The organism is Cellvibrio chitinivorans, assembly GCF_035117775.1.
Classification (GTDB): domain Bacteria; phylum Pseudomonadota; class Gammaproteobacteria; order Pseudomonadales; family Cellvibrionaceae; genus Cellvibrio; species Cellvibrio chitinivorans.
On the sequence record NZ_JAYKKN010000009.1, the window covers coordinates 1 to 19025 of the forward strand.

General features: G+C 43.9%; 14 protein-coding genes. 1 reads left to right on the forward strand and 13 read right to left on the reverse strand.

The features are described from left to right. Window positions 1-271 precede the first annotated feature (271 nt). From SPL68_RS17200 to SPL68_RS17225, 6 genes are all read right to left on the reverse strand, one after another. Window positions 272-766, reverse strand: a complete 495-nt coding sequence (locus SPL68_RS17200) for a hypothetical protein (RefSeq protein WP_323816405.1) — start codon at window positions 764-766, stop codon at window positions 272-274. A gap of 2180 nt (window positions 767-2946) precedes the next feature. Then, on the reverse strand, window positions 2947-3153 hold the full coding sequence (locus SPL68_RS17205; RefSeq protein WP_323816406.1) for a hypothetical protein: 207 nt from the start codon (window positions 3151-3153) through the stop codon (window positions 2947-2949). A 187-nt stretch (window positions 3154-3340) separates the two neighbouring features. Further along, window positions 3341-3766 (reverse strand): hypothetical protein, encoded by a 426-nt coding sequence (locus tag SPL68_RS17210; protein ID WP_323816407.1) that lies wholly within the window; start codon window positions 3764-3766, stop codon window positions 3341-3343. 141 nt (window positions 3767-3907) lie between these two features. Further along, window positions 3908-4333 carry a DUF4160 domain-containing protein gene (locus SPL68_RS17215; RefSeq protein WP_323816408.1) on the reverse strand — a complete coding sequence of 142 codons (426 nt, stop codon included), beginning with the start codon at window positions 4331-4333 and terminating at the stop codon, window positions 3908-3910. 165 nt (window positions 4334-4498) lie between these two features. Further along, on the reverse strand, window positions 4499-5164 hold the full coding sequence (locus tag SPL68_RS17220) for a hypothetical protein (RefSeq protein WP_323816409.1): 666 nt from the start codon (window positions 5162-5164) through the stop codon (window positions 4499-4501). A 168-nt stretch (window positions 5165-5332) separates the two neighbouring features. Further along, window positions 5333-5923, reverse strand: coding sequence for a metal-dependent hydrolase (locus tag SPL68_RS17225; protein ID WP_323816491.1), 591 nt, complete (start codon window positions 5921-5923; stop codon window positions 5333-5335). Between the two features lie 296 nt (window positions 5924-6219). Between SPL68_RS17225 and SPL68_RS17230 the strand changes: the two genes are divergently transcribed. Beyond that, entirely contained in the window at window positions 6220-7206 is a 987-nt protein-coding gene (locus SPL68_RS17230) for an integron integrase (RefSeq protein ID WP_323816410.1), read from the forward strand. A 73-nt stretch (window positions 7207-7279) separates the two neighbouring features. Here SPL68_RS17230 and SPL68_RS17235 read toward each other — a convergent pair whose 3' ends face one another. The 7 genes from SPL68_RS17235 to SPL68_RS17265 all read right to left on the reverse strand — a co-directional run bounded on the left by SPL68_RS17235 (window position 7280) and on the right by SPL68_RS17265 (window position 18821). After that, on the reverse strand, window positions 7280-8851 hold the full coding sequence (locus SPL68_RS17235; protein ID WP_323816411.1) for an aldehyde dehydrogenase (NADP(+)): 1572 nt from the start codon (window positions 8849-8851) through the stop codon (window positions 7280-7282). A 57-nt stretch (window positions 8852-8908) separates the two neighbouring features. Beyond that, window positions 8909-9826: a 5-dehydro-4-deoxyglucarate dehydratase gene (gene kdgD / locus SPL68_RS17240; RefSeq protein ID WP_323816412.1), complete on the reverse strand. Its 918-nt coding sequence runs from the start codon at window positions 9824-9826 to the stop codon at window positions 8909-8911. Between the two features lie 189 nt (window positions 9827-10015). Beyond that, entirely contained in the window at window positions 10016-11563 is a 1548-nt protein-coding gene (gene garD, locus SPL68_RS17245; protein ID WP_323816413.1) for a galactarate dehydratase, read from the reverse strand. A gap of 17 nt (window positions 11564-11580) precedes the next feature. After that, the gene (locus tag SPL68_RS17250; RefSeq protein ID WP_323816414.1) at window positions 11581-12951 is read right to left on the reverse strand and encodes an MFS transporter; all 1371 of its coding nucleotides are present in this window, start codon (window positions 12949-12951) and stop codon (window positions 11581-11583) included. Window positions 12952-13173: 222 nt separating this feature from the next. After that, window positions 13174-14508: a glycoside hydrolase family 28 protein gene (locus SPL68_RS17255; protein ID WP_323816415.1), complete on the reverse strand. Its 1335-nt coding sequence runs from the start codon at window positions 14506-14508 to the stop codon at window positions 13174-13176. Between the two features lie 121 nt (window positions 14509-14629). Beyond that, window positions 14630-15832 carry a glycoside hydrolase family 88/105 protein gene (locus SPL68_RS17260; protein ID WP_323816416.1) on the reverse strand — a complete coding sequence of 401 codons (1203 nt, stop codon included), beginning with the start codon at window positions 15830-15832 and terminating at the stop codon, window positions 14630-14632. A gap of 76 nt (window positions 15833-15908) precedes the next feature. Further along, a complete protein-coding gene (locus SPL68_RS17265) occupies window positions 15909-18821 on the reverse strand; it encodes a TonB-dependent receptor (protein WP_323816417.1) in 2913 nt (970 codons plus the stop codon). Window positions 18822-19025 lie beyond the last annotated feature (204 nt).

A 19025-nucleotide genomic window follows, 5' to 3' on the forward strand; every position in this document is an offset into this window, starting at 1 on the left:
CTGCGCGTTTAACGGCTTCGCGACGAAACTCTTCGGTATAAGCCTGTGTTTTTTTACGTGCCATAGTGAGCACCTCCATATAGGATTTTCAACTATACAGGGTGTCTACAATTGGTGGGTAACTCGGACAACTAACGCCGAGCTAAGCGGCAGTTTTTAAGTTGCAGTTTTGTGGAATACTTTTGCGCAGCAAAACCACAAAACTGCGACTTAAAAACTGTCCAGCACACAAAGTGTGCGATGCTTGAGCGATTTGTTATAGGCCTTTTGATTACTCTAAAATATACCCTGATTTAATTGTAATAGGTATGTCAGTTCTATTTTTAAAGGTTTTATAAGACGCTCTCGGATTGCTTATAGTAATGTGATTTATGACCCCATTCTTTGCCACCAGCGTACAATTGAGTACTTCGCGATCTACTTCGATTTGAAAGTGAACGAGTTTTTCTCTTTCTCTTTCGTGATTGAAGTATAACTCCCCTTGAAATTCAAACCTTTTGGAAAAAGGCGTCCATTGTAAGAAGTATATTTCAATATCATGCTGGTCAAAACGCCTTACTATATTGAAGCAAGAGAATTGAGCTTCATATGTGCCCAAATATTTAGGCGAAATGGCATTCCTTATTTTATTTAAAACATGGTGCTCAAATTTCGAATATGGATCAAAAAATCGATTTACGGTAGAAGCTGCTAGCCAGCAAAGCCAATCAAGAGATTCAATAAACAACATAAAGATGCTCTCTTGACGATCTTGAATCTTATTCATATATTTTTTCATGGCACCCTATAACGCCGCGTACAACGGCAGTTTGTAAGTTGTAGTTTTGTGGGTTACTTTTGCGCAGCAAAACCACAAAACTGCGAATTACAAGCTGTCCAGCGCACGAAGTGCGCGTGTTGATACGCCTTGTTATGCAATACAACATTAATTCGATGCCGCACAACAAACCATTATTATTTCTGTGCACTGTATAAACAGCAAAAACTCTCCGCAGGCACTTCCTAAAACTTTACTTTCACAGAGCGAGACTTGCCAGTAAAGATTAAGTTTCAGTTCTGCTGCAAACCAATTTTAAAACACGTTTTCACAAAACCAAAAAGCGGCACCGACAACCAATAACTAAGCAAGCCACGGCGCTAATTTTCACCAACATTGAAACACTGCTTGAAAGCTTTCAATTTGCATAACGCCGCGTACAGCGGCAGTTTGTAAGTTGTGGCTTTGTGGATAATCTTTTGCGCAGCAAAACCACAAAGCCGCGACTTACAAACTGTCCAGCACACGAAGTGTGCGAGCTGCTACGCTTTGTTATGCAATACAACATTAATTCGGTGCTGCACAATAAACCATTCTAATTTTTGTGCGATGTATAAATAGCACAAACTTTCCTCACGCACTTCCTAAAACCTACCTTTCACAGAGCGAGACTTGCCAGTAAAGATTACGTTTCAGGTCTGCGGAAAAACCAATTTAAAAACGCGTTTTCACAAAACCAACAAGCAGCACCGACAACCAAGAACTAAACAAGCACAGGAGAAAATTTTACCCGTTTTAAAACACCGCTTGTAATGCCCTAAATTTGCATAACGCCGCGTACAACGGCAGTTTGTAAGTTGTGGTTTTGTGGAATGCTTTTGCGCAGCAAAACCACAAAACTGCGACTTACAAACTGTCCAGCCGCGCAGCGGCGTGTTGCTACGCTTTGTTATAGAGCGATTCAAAAAACCAAAACGCTCATTATTTTCAGAACCCGAAAACCTAAACAAAATTATTGAAGCCGATTTTCACCGAGATTTGGCTTAGTGGCAACGGAAAAAAAGCTACAAGACTAGAATTCCAATTTCACCAACCGAGTAAACCATTACTTCAGCAAACCCTGCCCTTTTAAGCCTGCCTATTTTCTTATTAGCACAAGGAACAACGCTACGAACCTGAATTTACTGCGAAGCTAAAAAGTAACTGCTTGCGAAAACCTTTCTACTTGCTCGATTAAAACAAACGAGCACCTATAACACCGCGTACAACGGCAGTTTGTAAGTTGTGGCTTTGTGGATAATCTTTTGCGCAGCAAAACCACAAAGCCGCGACTTACAAACTGTCCAGCGCACGAAGTGCGCGTGTTGATACGCCTTGTTATGCAATACAACACTAATTCGATGCTGCACAACAAACCATTATTATTTCTGTGCACTGTATAAACAGCAAAAACTCTCCGCAGGCACTTCCTAAAACTTTACTTTCACAGAGCGAGACTTGCCAATAAAGATTAAGTTTCAGTTCTGCTGCAAACCAATTTTAAAACACGTTTTCACAAAACCAACAAGCGGCACCGACAACAAAGAGCAAAACAAGCAACGGCGAATATTTTTACCAACATTGGAACACTGCTTGTAATGCCCTCAATTTGCATAACGTTAAGCACAACGGCAGTTTGTAAGTTGCGCGTTGTGGAATACTTTTGCGAAGCAAAACCACATAAGCGCGACTTACAAACTGTCCAGCCGCGCAGCGGCGTGTTGCTGCGCCTTGTTATGCAATGCAACATGAATTCGATGCTGCATTGCAAACCGTTCTATTATTTTTGCACCAAACAAAAACAGCACGTTCTTTCCGGCTAAATCCTATCCCCTACTTTCACAGAGCGAGACTTGCCAGTAAAGATTAGGTTTCAGGTCTGCTGCAAACCAATTTAAAAACACGTTTTCACAAAACCAACAAGCGGCACCGACAACCAAGAACCAAACAAGCACTGGCGACTATTTTTACTAGCTTTCGAACACTGCTTGTAAAGCTCTATATTTGCATAACGCCGCGTACAACGGCAGTTTGTAAGTTGTAGTTTTGTGGATTACTTTTGCGCAGCAAAACCACAAAACTGCGACTTACAAACTGTCCAGCGCACGAAGTGCGCGGGTTGCTACGCTTTGTTATGAATGCTTTTAAATTTAAAGGTCAAAATATTCGACTATTTTGTACAGAATAATGCCAACAAATAGCGCAACAATACCCCAATACATATATGGATCATCAATTCTTGATGCGCCACCACTGCGACCAATAGTTTTACCGCTATAAAGAAACCAACCCACAATAAGTAATAAGGGAATTACTACCTCTGATGGAAACTTTCTATTTTTGTTGCCTTGACTCATCCTGATTCCATTATTTAATTTCAAAGCGATTAAATTGCTCGCACTTCATAACGCCGAGTTCAGCGGCAGTTTTTAAGTTGTGGTTTTATGGAATACTTTTGCGCAGCAAAACCATAAAACCGCGACTTAAAAACTGTCCAACGTAGGCACGGAGTGCCGGAGTTATGCTGCAACGACTTGTTAGCATTTATTTTTGCTTGCGAGGTAATGATTCAATATATTTAACCACTTCACTCACTTTATCCTCGCTTCCTAGACAACCGTACGTAGTGTTAACAATAGATGAGCTAGACTCAAATTTACGTTTATATTTTGCGTACTCTTTGTCAGAAGTAACATATAGCCCCATAAGCCCATAAAGTTGGGCTGGCAAATTTCTTGAATTAACCAATTCTTTAAGAATATGAATAGAATTGCTCGCTTCCAATACACATTCGTAAACTACAAAATGCTCAGGCTTTGTGCCAGCGAACCCCACAGCAGAGTCAGTAAACTCATTTACCTTTCTTATAGTCTCATAGTTTTCTTTTCTATATTTAGCGCAGTCGACTGTTTCCGCGTAGGAAACCAACGAAAATATAGACAAAAGAATACATGATAATAAATATTTCATGGTGGTGCTCCATGCTAACGCCGCGGTAAACGGCAGAATTTAAGTTGTGGTTTTGTGGAATACTTTTGCGCAGCAAAACCACAAAGCCACGACTTAAATTCTGTCCAGTGGAGCGAAGCGGAACGATGTTTAACCGCTTTGTTAAGTGCCTTTGTATGGGCCAACAACACAATTTTCAGGGCGGGTTGAATTCCATTTTTGTATAAGCACATTTTTAGAATGGTTATGCCAATACTTTACCTTTTTATATTCTTGCGAGCTAATTTCACCCGCAATTAGCTCACATGACTCAATACTAAAACTAGCATTTATATTTGGTGATTTCACATGAAAATGCGGCGGAGCATGTTCGTCAGAATAGATTTCAATTTTTAACCCATTTAGGCGTTCGACAAGCTGACGTATTTCAAGAAGCTGAAGGCTGCCATCTTCGTTTTCCCAAACGGAGCAAGGTTCATGAAGAATGGCTTCTAGCCATTCTGTAAACTCTTCAATTCCAGCTAGATCATTGGGATTGGCCAAATGAAAACGATGAATCTTTCTAGCCAGCTCTTTAGTTATTTCCATGTAACCGGACCCACTTAACGCTAAGTTCAACGGCAGTTTGTAAGTTGTGAATTTGTGGATTACTTTTGCGAAGCAAAACCACAAAGGCGCAACTTGCAAACTGTCCAGCGCCGAAGGCGCGAGTTGCAACGCCTTGTTAGACTACGGCTTTACTAGCGGAAAAGGTTAAATTGGAGTATGTGAAATGTCATACATCATTGCCAATACCTCGGCATCCACCATGACCTTTATGTAATCAGGATGAATTCGAAAAGTTGCCTCGCTATATGAAACTTTTCTTCCCTTGCCAGATTGCTTCAGGGCGATTGCACAAACTTCTGTACCATTATTCTTAACAATATCCGTTGAATTTACTCGACTTCCATTATTAAGTATTTGTTCATTGGCTGGCTCATCACCACTTTTATAAGCTCCTTTTGCCCATTCCGGTTTTGTATACATATTGCTCTTAGATGCGCCCGTACATTTTGCATCAACTTTTTTTGGGCTCCCGCCGCTACTGCCTTTTGTGGCACTGTTACCAACTCCTCGCACCTCCGATACATTCGAGTAAGCTTCTGTTCGAGCATTTTTCACAAAATCTCGAATCTCTGTATATTTTCTAGCAATCTTCGCAGCTTTTTCATCGTCGGAATAACTTGTATTACTTAATACAATTACTCGAAAATTTTTATACTCAGCAGCTCTCTCTGGAACTAACTCTCGCCAATCAGATATACCATATGTAACATGGTATGTAGGTTCTACAGGTGGCGACTCAGCGGACACATTAAATGAAGCTCCCGTCAGTGCTGCAATAGAAAACACTAAATTTTTGATGATCGATTTCATAACTTCCTCTCCTATGGTTGTTACACATTTGAATATTACTGGTGGTAAATCATGTTTTTAGTCTAACGCCGCAATAAGCGGTGGTTTTTAAGTTGCACTTTTGCCATAAAATGAAGCGAAGCGGAATGGCAAAAGTGCAACTTAAAATCCATCCGTTTGATTGCTTTGTTAGGCCTTTTTTTTACAGAAGTATTTATAGTACATCTTAAATGCCTCTTCGTTTAACCGGTAGCTAAACACCTCTAAAAATGTAATTCTCTTAGTTGAAGCATAATAGAAAGAACCAAATAGGAGCAGCACCATTATTAGGATATTTTGCCAAGCATTTAACTCCCACTGATGTGCCCATGTAATGCTGTAAGAAGGATTTAACGGATACAGATAATATATTGGCCATTGGTACCCATCTGGCCCTTTAGAGCATGCAATGTCGCATAGTAAATGTAGGTGAACTACGAAAAACGCTGCACACCATACTGTTAGTTTTTGGGCTCTTGCGAATACAGCTGCAATGGAGGCAATTATTATTGCCGAAAAAACTGAATGACCTAAATAGTGATGGTACTGAAAAAAATAACTTGTGGTGCCTGATACTTTATCAGCAATGAGGCCAAGGCCGTCTAAGTCTGGAGCCACTCCTGCGATTGCAATTAAAGCACGCTCGCGGCGCGCTTTAAATATATTCACTCCAACTAACCAGCTAAAAAGTAAATGAGTTCCTGGTGCCATAGAAGTGCCTAACATTTGTATACCAAGCACGCTCAATATCTCTCCTTCAGAACCGTTTAAAACTTTTATTTAAGCCATTGAAAAAGCTAGGGCTATGAGAGTTTTTCGTCGGTTGTGTGGAAAGGAGAAGCACGCGTGCGCATTAATCCAACCAGCGCTGTTGAATTTATCGTATAGAGCTGGGTTTAAGGTATTGAATATAGGAGCCTTTTGGGAAAATGGGAAGAGATTATTGCGCAGTGTAAAGGCGATATTCATGCATTGTCATTCGCTAACAGCTGATATACTGTATATAAAACCAATCCATCACAAAAGGAGTATTGAGGATGACCGCTAAGCAGAGTCCGTTTTTGGAAATGGTGCGCGGCGAAATTCGCTTGCGTGGTTATAGTATTCGGACCGAAAAAAGCTATCTGTTTTGGATTCGACAATTCATTTTATTTCATCAAAAGCAGCATCCGGCTGAAATGGGAGCTAAAGAGGTTAAAGCCTTCCTGACATGGCTCGCAGTTACCCGCAACGTGGCTGCCAATACACAAAAGGTTGCACTTAATGCGGTGGTGTTTTTGTATGCAAAAGTATTGCAGCAGGAATTGGGCGAGTTGGGCTTTACACTCGAAACCAAACAGCGCCACTTACCGGTTGTGCTCACCCCCGACGAAATTATCCGCATACTCTCACAGCTGACGGGGCGCAATCGGTTAATTTTTGAATTGCTCTACGCCAGTGGTTTGCGTATTTCTGAATGTTTACGTTTACGCGTGCAGGATATAGATTTTGCGAATAGCTCAATTTGCGTGCGCGATGCGAAAGGCAATAAGGATCGACAGACATTGCTGGGTAAAACACTCGTCCCTGCCCTGCACACCGCTATTGAGCAATCACTCATAGTACAGCGCGAAGACAATAAGCGTGGTATCGGCCCTTCATTTCCCTTCATGCTTGGTAAAAAGCTTTCCAATGCATTTCGCTCACCGGCATGGATGTTTATATTTCCGTCTGCCGGGCTTTCAACTCATCCGGTCACTGGTGAAGTTTGTCGCCATCACTTGCACGATTCGGTTGCTCGCAAAATATTGCAGCGAGCAGTTGCCGAATCGGGTATCGACAAAAAACGAGTGACTTGCCATAGCTTTCGTCATTCGTTTGCGACGCATCTACTGCAAGCTGGCTGTGATATTCGCAACGTGCAAGAGCTGCTTGGCCATAACGATGTAAAAACTACCCAGATTTATACTCATGTGCTCGGGCAGCATTTTGCAGGTGTTAGCAGTCCATTGGATCGTTTGACAATGCAAGGATTCAGCAACTAAGCCGAACTTTTCTAGCGGAAAAAGTTTAAGCATGACGATAAAGCAGGCATCAAAACTGATGCCTGCTTTACGATTAAAAAATTAAACCATCAACAAGACGCTTCAGCCCAAAAGGATTATTCGCTTGCAACTCTGGTGGCAATAATTCATCGGGGATATCCTGATAGCAGACTGGTCGCAAGAAGCGCTCTATTGCAGCTGTGCCGACAGAGGTACTGCGCGAATCGGTTGTTGCTGGCCATGGGCCGCCGTGAACCATCGCATGGCAAACTTCTACACCGGTTGGCCAGCCATTCGCCAGAATACGACCGGCTTTTCGCTCCAGTACAGGTAAAAGTGTACGAGCAAAATTCATATCGGAATTGGCAAAATGAATGGTCGCCGTGAGCTGACCTTCCATCTTTTGCAGTACACGCAGAATGTCATTTTCATCGCAGCAACGAACTAACAAAGACGCTGCACCAAACATTTCTTCCTGCAGATTTACATCCGCCAAAAATGCATCGGCAGTGGTTGCATAGAGCGCAGCCTGACAAGTATTGGGCGCAGCAGAAGTTAATCCTCGAGCCAACAATTCAACGCGATTATTTTTGGCAATACAGCCAGTGCTATGTTGATAGGCATTGTGGATGCCCGGGCTCAACATAGTTTGCGCAGCAGATTCTTGCAGCGCCGATTTAGCGGCATCGATAAATGCACCCAGCGCTGGAGAATCCAGAGCCAACAACAAACCAGGATTAGTACAAAATTGCCCCGCGCCCATGGTTAGGGACGCAACAAATTGTCGGCCAAGTTCTGCGCCTTTTTCGGCAATAATTCCCGGCAAAAGCACCACGGGATTTAATGCACTTAATTCGCCATAAAATGGAATCGGCTGTGGCCGCGCCTGTGCAATGCGCATCAGTGCGATACCGCCAGCGCGCGATCCGGTGAAACCTACTGCTTGAATAGACGGATGTTCAACCAGAGCCGTTCCGACTTCACTACCTGCGCCAAACAGCAGCGAAAAAACACCTTCCGGTAATCTGCATTGACCGACTGCCAGTTGAATCGCTTGACCCACTAATTCCGATGTACCCGGATGTGCAGAGTGGCCTTTCACAATTACCGGACAACCTGCCGCCAACGCAGAGGCGGTATCGCCACCAGCAACCGAAAAGGCAAGTGGGAAATTACTCGCACCAAAAACAGCAACAGGGCCGAGTGGAATTTTGCGCTGGCGTAAATCAGCGCGCGGCAATGGTTTGCGATCAACAATACGCGGATCTATGCGCGGACAATGTTGCTCGCCGGATTTTAAGGTCGCGGCAAACAAACGCAATTGCCCACAGGTGCGCCCACGCTCGCCTTCAAGACGTGCGCGTGGCAATCCAGTTTCGGCCATCGCCCGCTCAATTAATTCATCGCCGATGGCTTCGATATTGCGCGCGATAGTTTCAAGAAAACTCGCGCGCTCCGCGGGTGATGTTGCGCGATAGGCATTAAACGCCTGCTCAGCTAATTCGCAGGCACGCGCGACATCTTCTTTATCACCAAGATGATACGCAGGTTCGATCTGCTCACCTGTAGCAGGATTAGTCGCATACAAAGTGCCTTTTTTTCCTGCAACCTGACTGGCACCAATCAGCAAATTTCCAGTTAACATAATGTCTTAAACCTTAGTAACTTGAATCTTATCTTAGTAACTTAAACCTTTAAAAATTTATTTAATTCGTGCAATCAATGCAGCCAAATCAGCCATTTCAGCTTCGGTGAGATCCGTCAGTGGTGTGCGCACTGGACCAGCATCGCGGCCAACCAATTTCATACCCGCTTTGACGATAGACACAGCATAACCCTGTTTACGATTGCGAATCGCAATATAGGGCAGAACAAATTTATTTAAATCTTCATACACTTTTGTGTAATTGCGCGCACGCACGGCTTTATAAAAACTCACCGCAAATTCAGGCACAAAATTAAAGATCGCAGAAGAATATGTTGTTACACCCATCTCCAAATACGGAAGAGCAAAGGTTTCTGCGGTAGGCAAGCCGCCAATATAGGTAAAGCGATCACCCAAGCGTGCATAAATGCGGGTCATTAATTCGATATCACCCAAGCCATCTTTATAGCCGACCAGATTAGGGCAGCGCTCAGCCAGCTTTTCCAGCTCGACTTCATCGAGGCGCTGATTTGCGCGGTTGTACACAATCACACCCAACTTAGTCGATTTACAAATGGCTTCTACGTGCGCAGCCACGCCGTCTTTGGCAGCTTCTGTTAAATAAGGTGGCAACAACAAAATACCATCTGCACCTGCCGCTTCTGCAGCCTGGCAATATTCAATCGATATCGCAGTACCACCGCCGGCAGGAGCAATTACCGGCATTTTGCTTCCGGTTTCTTCTACCGCTGCGCGCACTACACGATCAACTTCTTTTTGTGTGAGCGAGAAAAATTCACCGGTGCCGCCAGCCGCAAACATAGCAGCAGCCTCATGGCTGAATAACCAATTCAGGTTATCGCGATACGCGCCTTCATTGAATGAATGATCACTGGCTTTAAAGTGAGTGACAGGAAAAGAAAGTAAACCACTGCCGACTATTTTTGCGAATTCTTTGGGAGTATAACGAGACACGGATCATCGCTCCTGTAATGGATGTGTTGCTGAAATTTTTGCACCGCAACCTATACACGTAAAGCTTAATTAATGACTAAGTTAATACTGATTTTGTATTGATAAAAAGAAAAAATAAGCCCTAAAGCAATGCGGCGATAAATCACCATTTATCGCCGCATTAGAGGAAAAAATATACGAATCAGTTAATCAAGTTACTGGTGCTGGATTAAATAACACCAGTGCATTGTGCAACTTCCAGTGTTCAGCCCAGGTTTTTTTACCGCTCGCCACATCCAGCATTAATTGAAAAACTTCCCAGCCCATTTCTTCAATGGTTTTTTCGCCATCGGCAATACGGCCAGCGTTCACATCCATCAGATCATGCCAGCGGCGCGCAAGGTCAGAACGGGTTGCGACTTTAATGACTGGACATTCTGCCAAACCATAGGGTGTGCCGCGGCCAGTAGTGAAAATATGCAAGTTCATTCCCGCGGCTAATTGCAGTGTGCCGCAAATAAAATCGCTGGCGGGCGTGGAGTTATACACAAGGCCATGTGGAATTTTTTTATCGCGCAAACGCTCACCCGGCGATAACACACCCACAATCGGCGATGAACCGGATTTCACAATCGAGCCCATTGCCTTTTCGACAATATTGGACAGCCCGCCTTTTTTATTACCCGGCGTTGTATTCGCACTGCGATCAACCATACCGGCGGCGAGATAATTGTCGTACCACTCCATCTCTTTAATAATGGCGTCGGCGACTTCCGGTGTAGCTGCACGCGAGGTTAATTGATCAACGCCATCGCGCACTTCGGTGTTTTCAGAGAACATCACCGTTGCACCTGCGCGCACTAATAGATCCGCAGCAAAACCCAATGCCGGGTTTGCGGTAATTCCAGAAAACGCATCGCTGCCGCCGCATTGCATACCCACCACTAATTCGGATGCAGGGCAAGTCTCGCGCGTGCGTTTATTCAAGCGCGTTAAATGCACTTCGGCTTGGCGCATAATCGAATCGATCATACTCATAAAACCGACATTTTCTTCATCTTGCAAACATAACACTTGCGGGCCATCGACCACGGTTGCGGGAATAGAACCGGGCGGCATCAAACGTGTAGGCTGCAATTTTTCACAGCCCAAACTGATGACCATAATCTCGCCGCCAAAGTTGGGATTGAGTGCAATATTTCTCACGGTGCGAATTGGAATCGGCGCAGTAGGTGCATCGATTGCCACACCACAGCCGTAAGTGTGCGCCAAACCAATAACACCATCCACATTAGGATACTTGGGCAATAATTCTTCGCGAATTCGCTTCACGGCGAAATCAACCACGCCGGCAACACACTGCACAGTTTGACTGATCGCTAAGATATTGCGTGTGCCGACACTGCCATCGGCGTTGCGATAACCTTGAAACGTAAAATTAGTGAGCGGCTCACCCAGTGAGCCAGGTTGGGTTGCTATAGGTAAATTTTCCAAACCCAACGCATCGGGCATGATCAAACTGTTTTCACTCACCCAACTGCCTGCAGCTATATCATCTTTTGCATAGCCTATAGCAACGTTGTAGCGAATAACGGCTTCGCCTTTGCGAAGGTTTTGCAACGCCACCTTGTGAGCCTGTGGAATATTTTCAATGAGCTTAATGCCGGTTGAAATTTCAGTTCCCGCTGGCAAACCGCCATCAGTGACCACAACTGCCACATTATCGGCAGCATGCATTTTAATAACCGGTTGCGACATGCTAAAACCTCAATAATTTATTGCGCGAGCGGAGTGCGAATCGACTTGGTTAAGGTGATTCGTTTTATTTCGCCCACTACACAGAGATAACTAATAATTGCTACAGCAGCGTGAGCGCCCACATAGGCAAGCGCGCCTGAGAAAGAACCGGTTGATTGCACAATGTAGCCAATCACTATAGGGGTTACGATTCCCGCTGTATTGCCAAAAGTATTAAATAATCCACCAGACAAACCACCTGCCTCTTTCGGCGAAGTGTCTGCAACCACTGCCCACCCAAGTGCACCGACACCTTTACCAAAATAGGCAAGCGACATAATCGCCACCACTAGCATATCGGTTTCAACATAATTGCACGCGATCATAGTGGTGGACATCAACATGCCAATCACAATCGGCAGCTTGCGTGAAAAAGTTAATGAGTAACCTTTTTTGGTTAATTGATCCGAGAGCCAACCACCGGAAATGCCACCAAGAAAACCAGCGATTGCCGGTAGCGATGCAACAAATCCGGCTTGCAAGATACTCATGCCCCGTTCTTGCACTAAATAAATTGGAAACCAGGTCAGAAAAAAATACGTGAGCGAGTTAATGCAGTACTGACCGATATACACACCCAACAACATACGCGATGAAAGCATCTCTTTAATGCACGCAAAAGTATTTACGCAGCAGGCTGCCCCTTTGCCCTGATTGCGATCGAGATCAACCAGGGCGCCGCCTTGCTCGATATATTCCAATTCACTTTTATTTGCATGCGGATGTTCTTTGGGTGAATAAATTGTCTTCGACCAAATAATTGCCAACACAACTCCAAGCGCGCCCATCAAAAAGAAAATGCTTTGCCAGCCGTAATCATGTACCAGCCAGCCCATTAACGGGGCAAAGGCAACAGTAGAAAAATATTGCGCAGAATTAAAAATTGAGGCGGCCAATCCGCGCTCATGTGTAGGAAACCAGGCAGAGGTAATACGGCTATTTCCGGGAAAAGCTGGCGCTTCCGCAGCGCCAACCAACAAACGCAGAGCAATCAATAAAATAAATGCGGCACCACCAGTGACAAAGCCCACAAACCCTTGCAATAAAGTGAATACCGACCACAAAAAAATGCTGCAGCCATAGGTCACCTTGGAGCCAAACTTATCCAATAGCCAGCCGCCGGGAATTTGCGCCAGTACGTAACTCCAGGCAAAGGCTGAAAAGATATAACCCATCTCTACTGGCGAAAGCCCTAGATCTTTGGCGATATCTGGCCCTGCAATTGAAATAGTCGCGCGGTCGGCATAGTTGATCGTGGTGGCGAGAAAAAGCATCGCAAGAATGCCCCAGCGCGCGCGCGATGCAACCCGGGTGTTGGCGATGGCACTGGTTACAGATGCATTGGCCATAGGATTCTACTCCCACACTTATTGTTTGTTATTGTGTAGCTACTATTGATAAGGGTCTGGTCTGTTATTGATAGTAGTCAATCTGTTGTTTTGATTGTGCGAGCTTATTCTTATCAAATCAAACCAATGGATAAATGGATTAATCCAATTTGAGCATGAATAAAATACCCGGCCACATGGCCGGGTTTATTGGAGGATTTTTACTGTACACGCAATTCACTATTAATCGAATTGCACTGCCACTTTCTGGTCATTGATTGTTACATCGGTAAAAATCACGTTTTTAAGACTGGTAAACTCCATAAATTGTTTAGCTGACTTCACTTGGATATTTTTAAACAACACATTTTCCAACGGCTGCTCTTCTGGTGCATGACTGATAAAGAAAGTATCTATTTTTTCTGCGACGATATTTTCAAATACTATATCGTGATATTTGGAGGGGAAATTGCCGCCGAGATAACCCGCGACATAACTTAGATCAAACCAGAAAAGATATTTGGCTTCGCCAATTTTAGTATTGCGAATACGCACATGCTCTACGCTACCGCCACGATCCAGATTGGCTTTTAAGCGAAACACTGAGGTGCCTTTGATGTAGGTATTATCAGTAAAAAAGACATTCTTGATGCCGCCAGACATTTCACTGCCCAGACCAATACCATCTTCGCCATCGAGAATATTATTTCTAACTACAACATTTTCACTGGGGCGGCCAATTTTTCGGCCATCCAAATCTCGGCCAGATTTAATGACTATGGAATCATCGCCGGTTCTGAAATGGTTATCTTCAATCACCACCCAGCGGCCGGAATCCACATCGATGCCATCATTATTGGGCAACATGCTATCGACATTGACATTGCGCATTTGAGCGTGATCGACATAGACCAGATGGTTTACCCAAAATGGCGAGTTTGTCGCAGTATAGCCTTGTAGCAACACACGCTCGGCATTCACGATTTGAATGAGCGGCGGACGCAAAAAATGCCCTTCGCCAAATTGTCTTTTTTCCAGCGGTACACCATCAAAACCCATTTTGCGCAGACTAGCGATATCGCCCGCCTGTTGTTTGTGCCACGCATGGAATTCACTTTGTGCATTGCCATCAATCGTGCCGGTACCAGTTATCGCAACATCGGTTACTTTATTGGCATAAATCAGCGGTGAATAGCCATAAATTTCCGTACCTTCCCAGCGGGTAAAAACTGCCGGAAGATAATCTTTTGCTGCTGCCCCAAATAATAAGGTCGCACCTTCAGAGACATGCAAGTCAATAAAACTCTGCAAATGAATCGGACCATTGGAGATCCATTTCCCGGCCGGTATCACCACCCTACCACCACCCGCTTTTACGGCCGCATTAATTGCGCTCATAATTGCAGGGCGAGAATCATCAGTAGAATTTGCTTTTGCACCAAAGTCGGTGATCACAAAGCTTTTATCGGGAATTTTAGGGGATTCTACTTTTTTGAGAATCACATCCATTTGTTTCCAATCGGATTGTTTATAGAACTTGCTGTTCACCTGTGCAAAAGACAGAACTGATAGCTGCATTAAAAAAACGAGCAGAATGGACTTTTTGACATAATTTATCAGTTTATTTTTCATCTAATTATCTCTCACCTTATATTCTCTCATCACTAGTTCTCTAGTGATTTTTGTAGTTTTTACGTATTTATTTGAACGCTGAAATCTCTACACCTGCGAGGATAAATGGCCCTACACCGTGCGGATCGTCAGTGCGGATAGCTTCACTCACATAGTACTCAAAGGTGCCGGTGCGATAGGGTTCGTTGCCCAATCCCGCACTGCCGCAGGTGTTAAGTAAATGTAGACGACCCAGCTCATCAGTTTCCGTGTGTCTTGCTACCAAACTATTGAAAATATCTTTGGCGATAGTTTTATATTTTTCCGGCAAATACTGGTTGTTGTAGCCTTTGGCAAAGGCGTAGGCAAACATGGCGCTACCCGATGACTCCAGATAATTGCCGTAGCGGTTGCCGTGATCGGTAACTTGATACCACAGCTTACTTTCATCCTGCACTTTCAACAGGGCCTCAGCCAGTTGATTTAACAATCTAATTAATTCTTTACGTTTGGGGTGGTTTTGCGGGAAGTAATCGAGCGTATCCACTAATGCCATCGCATACCAACCCATTGAACGTGACCAGAAGTGTGGCGACAAACCTGTTTCCTTATTTGCCCAGCGCTGCAAATGACTTTCATCCCAAGCGTGATAAAGCAAACCGGTTTTTTTATCGAGAGTTTTGCTTTCAATTAACAGAAACTGTTGCGCGATATCATCAAATGAGGCTTTTGCTTCTTTGTGCTGCTGAGCAAACTGCGCGTAATAAGGCGCGCCCATATACAGGCCATCCAACCACATCTGCCAAGGGTAAATATTTTTATGCCAGAAGCCACCCGCAGTAGTGCGCGGTTGCCACTGCAATTGCTCGCGCAGGGATTTCATTGCAATCAAATAACGCTCGTCTTTATATTTTTGATGCAATAAAAATAATAATTTTCCGGGGTTAATCGCATCGATATTAAAATCGGCAGGATTGTAACCGTGTATTTTCCCATTCTTGTCAATCAATTGGTCAACAAAGGTTTTGCCATAGGCAAGGTATTTTTCATCGCCGGTTTTTAAATAGAGTTTTTGAAAACCGTAGAGTACTAATGAATAAGGGTAGCCCCATTCAGGCCCGGTTAGCTGTTTGAACTCGCGCATAGTCCAAGCTTGTGGATGCTGCTGCATAATGGAATCAGCCATTGCTGTAGTCCATTCGAGTGAAGTTTTTTCAGTTTGTTGTGCTTGCAAGGTGGGAATAAAAAGTAATGCGGATAAAAAACCAAACGATAACAATATTTTTTTCATGATGAACTTGCTTCCAGGTGTTAAAAAAAGCCATCGACTTGCGTCGATGGCCTGAGCAATAACTCTCATCAAGCCTTTAGAAGGTGGCTCTAATACCAAGGCTAACTTCGCGCCCGGTATTATTGATTTCACGCACTAGATCCAAATCACCGCCCGCATCCATTGTGCCCGTTGTATAAAGGCGCTCGTCTTCTTCAGTCAAGTTAATGACTTCAAGGCTTACTCTGATATTGTCATTGATGTTGTAAAACGCTGACATATCAACGCGAGTTGGACCTGTGGTATTTTCAGAGAAGTTTCTGTCACTACCCGGAATTGCGGTGACATAATCATCGCGACTATTAACCACTACACGAGCACCAAAGGTTTCTCTTTCGAAATACACACCATAGTTGTAGCTGTTTTCTGACAAGCCAAGCAATGGACCTTTAATATCACCAGGGTAAGTGATTTCAGAATCCACATAGGTGTAGTTAGCAAGTAGACCAAAACCTTCAAAGGCTGCAGGTAAAAAGCTAAAAGGTTGCTGATAGGAAATTTCATAACCTTCTACCGTTGCGCCCTCACCGTTTACGGGCGTGCTGATATTCCACTCGTCATTAATATTCAATCCGGCATTAGGATCATAAGCTGGCGAATTTGGATCGGTTTGCGGATAAGCAGTTGCAATAATTGCCTTCAAATCGGCAGGTAGCAAACCTGAATAGGTATCATTGAGAATGAAGCTGTCGATATCTTTGTAGAACAAAGTAAGAGCCAACACGGATTCTTCTGCAAAATACCACTCAAAGCCCAAATCAAATGAATTGGCAATAGTAGGGTCAAGACCAGGGTTACCAACAGTGACGTTGCCGTTAATTGGTGTAGCGTTAACGGTCGCCGTCATGCTGGATAAGTTAGGGCGCGAAAAGTTTTTGTTTGCACTGAAGCGAATCAGAAAATCATCAACCACTTCCAATGTCGCATTAAAGGAAGGCAACCACTCTGCATAATCACTGGAACGTTTAGAGGTGACATCACCTGCAACACCAACTGACTCAACCTCGGTTTCAACATAACGCAAACCTGCGTTGATCATTAACGGCATGCCTGCAATTTCTACATTGCGGCTATATTCACCATAAAGACCGGCAGTGTTTTCCGTTACATCAAAGGTTGTTGGATCATTTTTATTTAAGGTAAATGATCCGGCGTTGTAAGCCGCTTTGGTCGCTTCAAAATCAGCGATAACAAAATCGGTAGGGAAGCCCGCCGGTGGATTTATTGCGCTGCCATAACCTTTTGTTACAGCAGATAAGGTCGTAGTCAGATTTGTAGAAGCAGCAGTAATCGGCAGTATTGTGGAAGTTCCTGAACCAGTTGCAACTCGGGCAACGGGATCAGTTAAGGTCCCGGCGGTTGGATCGTGGCGCTCCGAAGTAATATTGCGTTCATTCCAGATAACACCGGTTTTAATCGTGGTTTCATCAAGATCCCAGGTTAAATCCGCACGGAAAGTATCGTTTTCACGCTCGACAATATCTTTACGAATGGTCGGTGTACTAAAAAAATAATTGAGCGGATTGGTGATATCAAAACCATAATTCATTTCGGCAATGTCGCCGTCTTTACGGAAATCATATGAGAAATAAGTTGGATCCATTCCATTGATCGCTTGGCGAGTCGGTGCAGCCGCGTTTGCATAACTTGGAGCCAATGCATCCATGTTAAAGCGGTATTGTTCTTCATCGTATTCAACTGCAGCGTTACCGAACATGACATCTAACTGCAAAGTGTCGGTCAATTCAAACTTGCTCGATAACACCACTTGTTCAAATGAAGTAGTACTGAATTGGCCACGGCTTTCGACGCGCGGAGTGACGCCGGTAAACTCACCTGCAACGGCAACACGACCCGCATCATCCAGTACAATACTAGTTGGTGTAATTGAGTTAAACGTGTTGCGGAACTGCGCAAAATAATTATACGAAGATACGTCGGTTTCCAGATCAGACTTTAAATAGTCCAAAGTGAATTCCATACGATCTGTTGGACGAAATTGAAATGACCCAGTAATACCAGTACGTTCCTGATCAGTATTAAAAGAGTCCATACGCGGTAAGCGAGGGAACATTACAAAATCCAGTTTTTCGTTACCGAGTTTTGGATTATTTGGATCAAGATCAGGATAGTTTCCGAACGGATCAGGTGTGCCGCTAATATTAACGGTTGAATCATTCCCTACAAAACTGCGATTAGCATTATCGTATGCTGATGTCCAGCGTACAGTACCAAAACCTTCTTGACGGATATTGCGCTCTGATTGCGCAAAGCTCACCAATACACCAAATTTATCATCAGCAAAGGTATTGCTGATCATCGCAAAAACGCGAGGATCATTTTCATCGGTAAGATTCTCAACCGCCATGTTGCCACTGGCGATCGCATGAAAGCCCGGATTATCAAATGGCTTCGCAGAATAAAGCTCTACGGTTGATGCAAGGCCACCTTCTTCAAGCGACCCTTTGGTGGATTTATTCAATACAATTTTATTGAACAATTCAGATGCAAATACGTTGAAGTCAAAATTGCGCCCGCGGTTTACACCGCCTGATGAATCAAGACCACCGGTACTGGAAGGAACCTCCATTCCATTCAAGGTTGTTGCCGAAAAACCAGGCCCGAGACCACGCACAGTAATATTGCGCCCCTCTCCACCTTCACGCGTAATAGCGACGCCGGAAATACGCTGCAAAGACTCAGCAAGATTGAGGTCCGGCATCTTGCCCATATCTTCTGCAACAATCGCATCAACATTGTTTGCAGAATTTCGCTTGGTGTTCAGTGCATTTGCCAAACTGGCGCGAAAGCTACCTGTAACAATGACCTCCTCTACGGAACCATCACTTTCAGTTGTTTGAGCAACCGGCGTTTCTTGCGCGTAGCTGGTGGCAGGAAAAACACTGGCAGCAATGGCTAATACCAACGGATTAACAGTGAATTTTTTCATGTGACTCTCCTCATTATTTATTATTACGTAAAGCATTTATTGGCAGAAAAGTAGAAGTCGCGGCAACAAGTAAAACATTTAACCGTTTTTATTTTTCCTTAACGGGATGCACCATTAACTTTTACTGAAATTTAGTATTGATTATTTTTTAATAATTTGTGCCGAAAATTTTTTACTTAAAATTTTTATTTTTATTAAGTTGAG

Bases quoted from the DNA above. Each gene is read 5' to 3' on its own strand.
- SPL68_RS17255 (WP_323816415.1), bottom strand. From the start codon at position 14,508: ATGCAGCTATCAGTTCTGTCTTTTGCACAGGTGAACAGCAAGTTCTAT.
- SPL68_RS17230 (WP_323816410.1), top strand. From the start codon at position 6,220: ATGACCGCTAAGCAGAGTCCGTTTTTGGAAATGGTGCGCGGCGAAATT.
- SPL68_RS17235 (WP_323816411.1), bottom strand. From the start codon at position 8,851: ATGTTAACTGGAAATTTGCTGATTGGTGCCAGTCAGGTTGCAGGAAAA.
- SPL68_RS17260 (WP_323816416.1), bottom strand. From the start codon at position 15,832: ATGAAAAAAATATTGTTATCGTTTGGTTTTTTATCCGCATTACTTTTT.
- SPL68_RS17200 (WP_323816405.1), bottom strand. From the start codon at position 766: ATGAATAAGATTCAAGATCGTCAAGAGAGCATCTTTATGTTGTTTATT.
- SPL68_RS17205 (WP_323816406.1), bottom strand. From the start codon at position 3,153: ATGAGTCAAGGCAACAAAAATAGAAAGTTTCCATCAGAGGTAGTAATT.
- garD (WP_323816413.1), bottom strand. From the start codon at position 11,563: ATGTCGCAACCGGTTATTAAAATGCATGCTGCCGATAATGTGGCAGTT.
- SPL68_RS17265 (WP_323816417.1), bottom strand. From the start codon at position 18,821: ATGAAAAAATTCACTGTTAATCCGTTGGTATTAGCCATTGCTGCCAGT.
- SPL68_RS17220 (WP_323816409.1), bottom strand. From the start codon at position 5,164: ATGAAATCGATCATCAAAAATTTAGTGTTTTCTATTGCAGCACTGACG.
- SPL68_RS17250 (WP_323816414.1), bottom strand. From the start codon at position 12,951: ATGGCCAATGCATCTGTAACCAGTGCCATCGCCAACACCCGGGTTGCA.
- SPL68_RS17215 (WP_323816408.1), bottom strand. From the start codon at position 4,333: ATGGAAATAACTAAAGAGCTGGCTAGAAAGATTCATCGTTTTCATTTG.
- SPL68_RS17210 (WP_323816407.1), bottom strand. From the start codon at position 3,766: ATGAAATATTTATTATCATGTATTCTTTTGTCTATATTTTCGTTGGTT.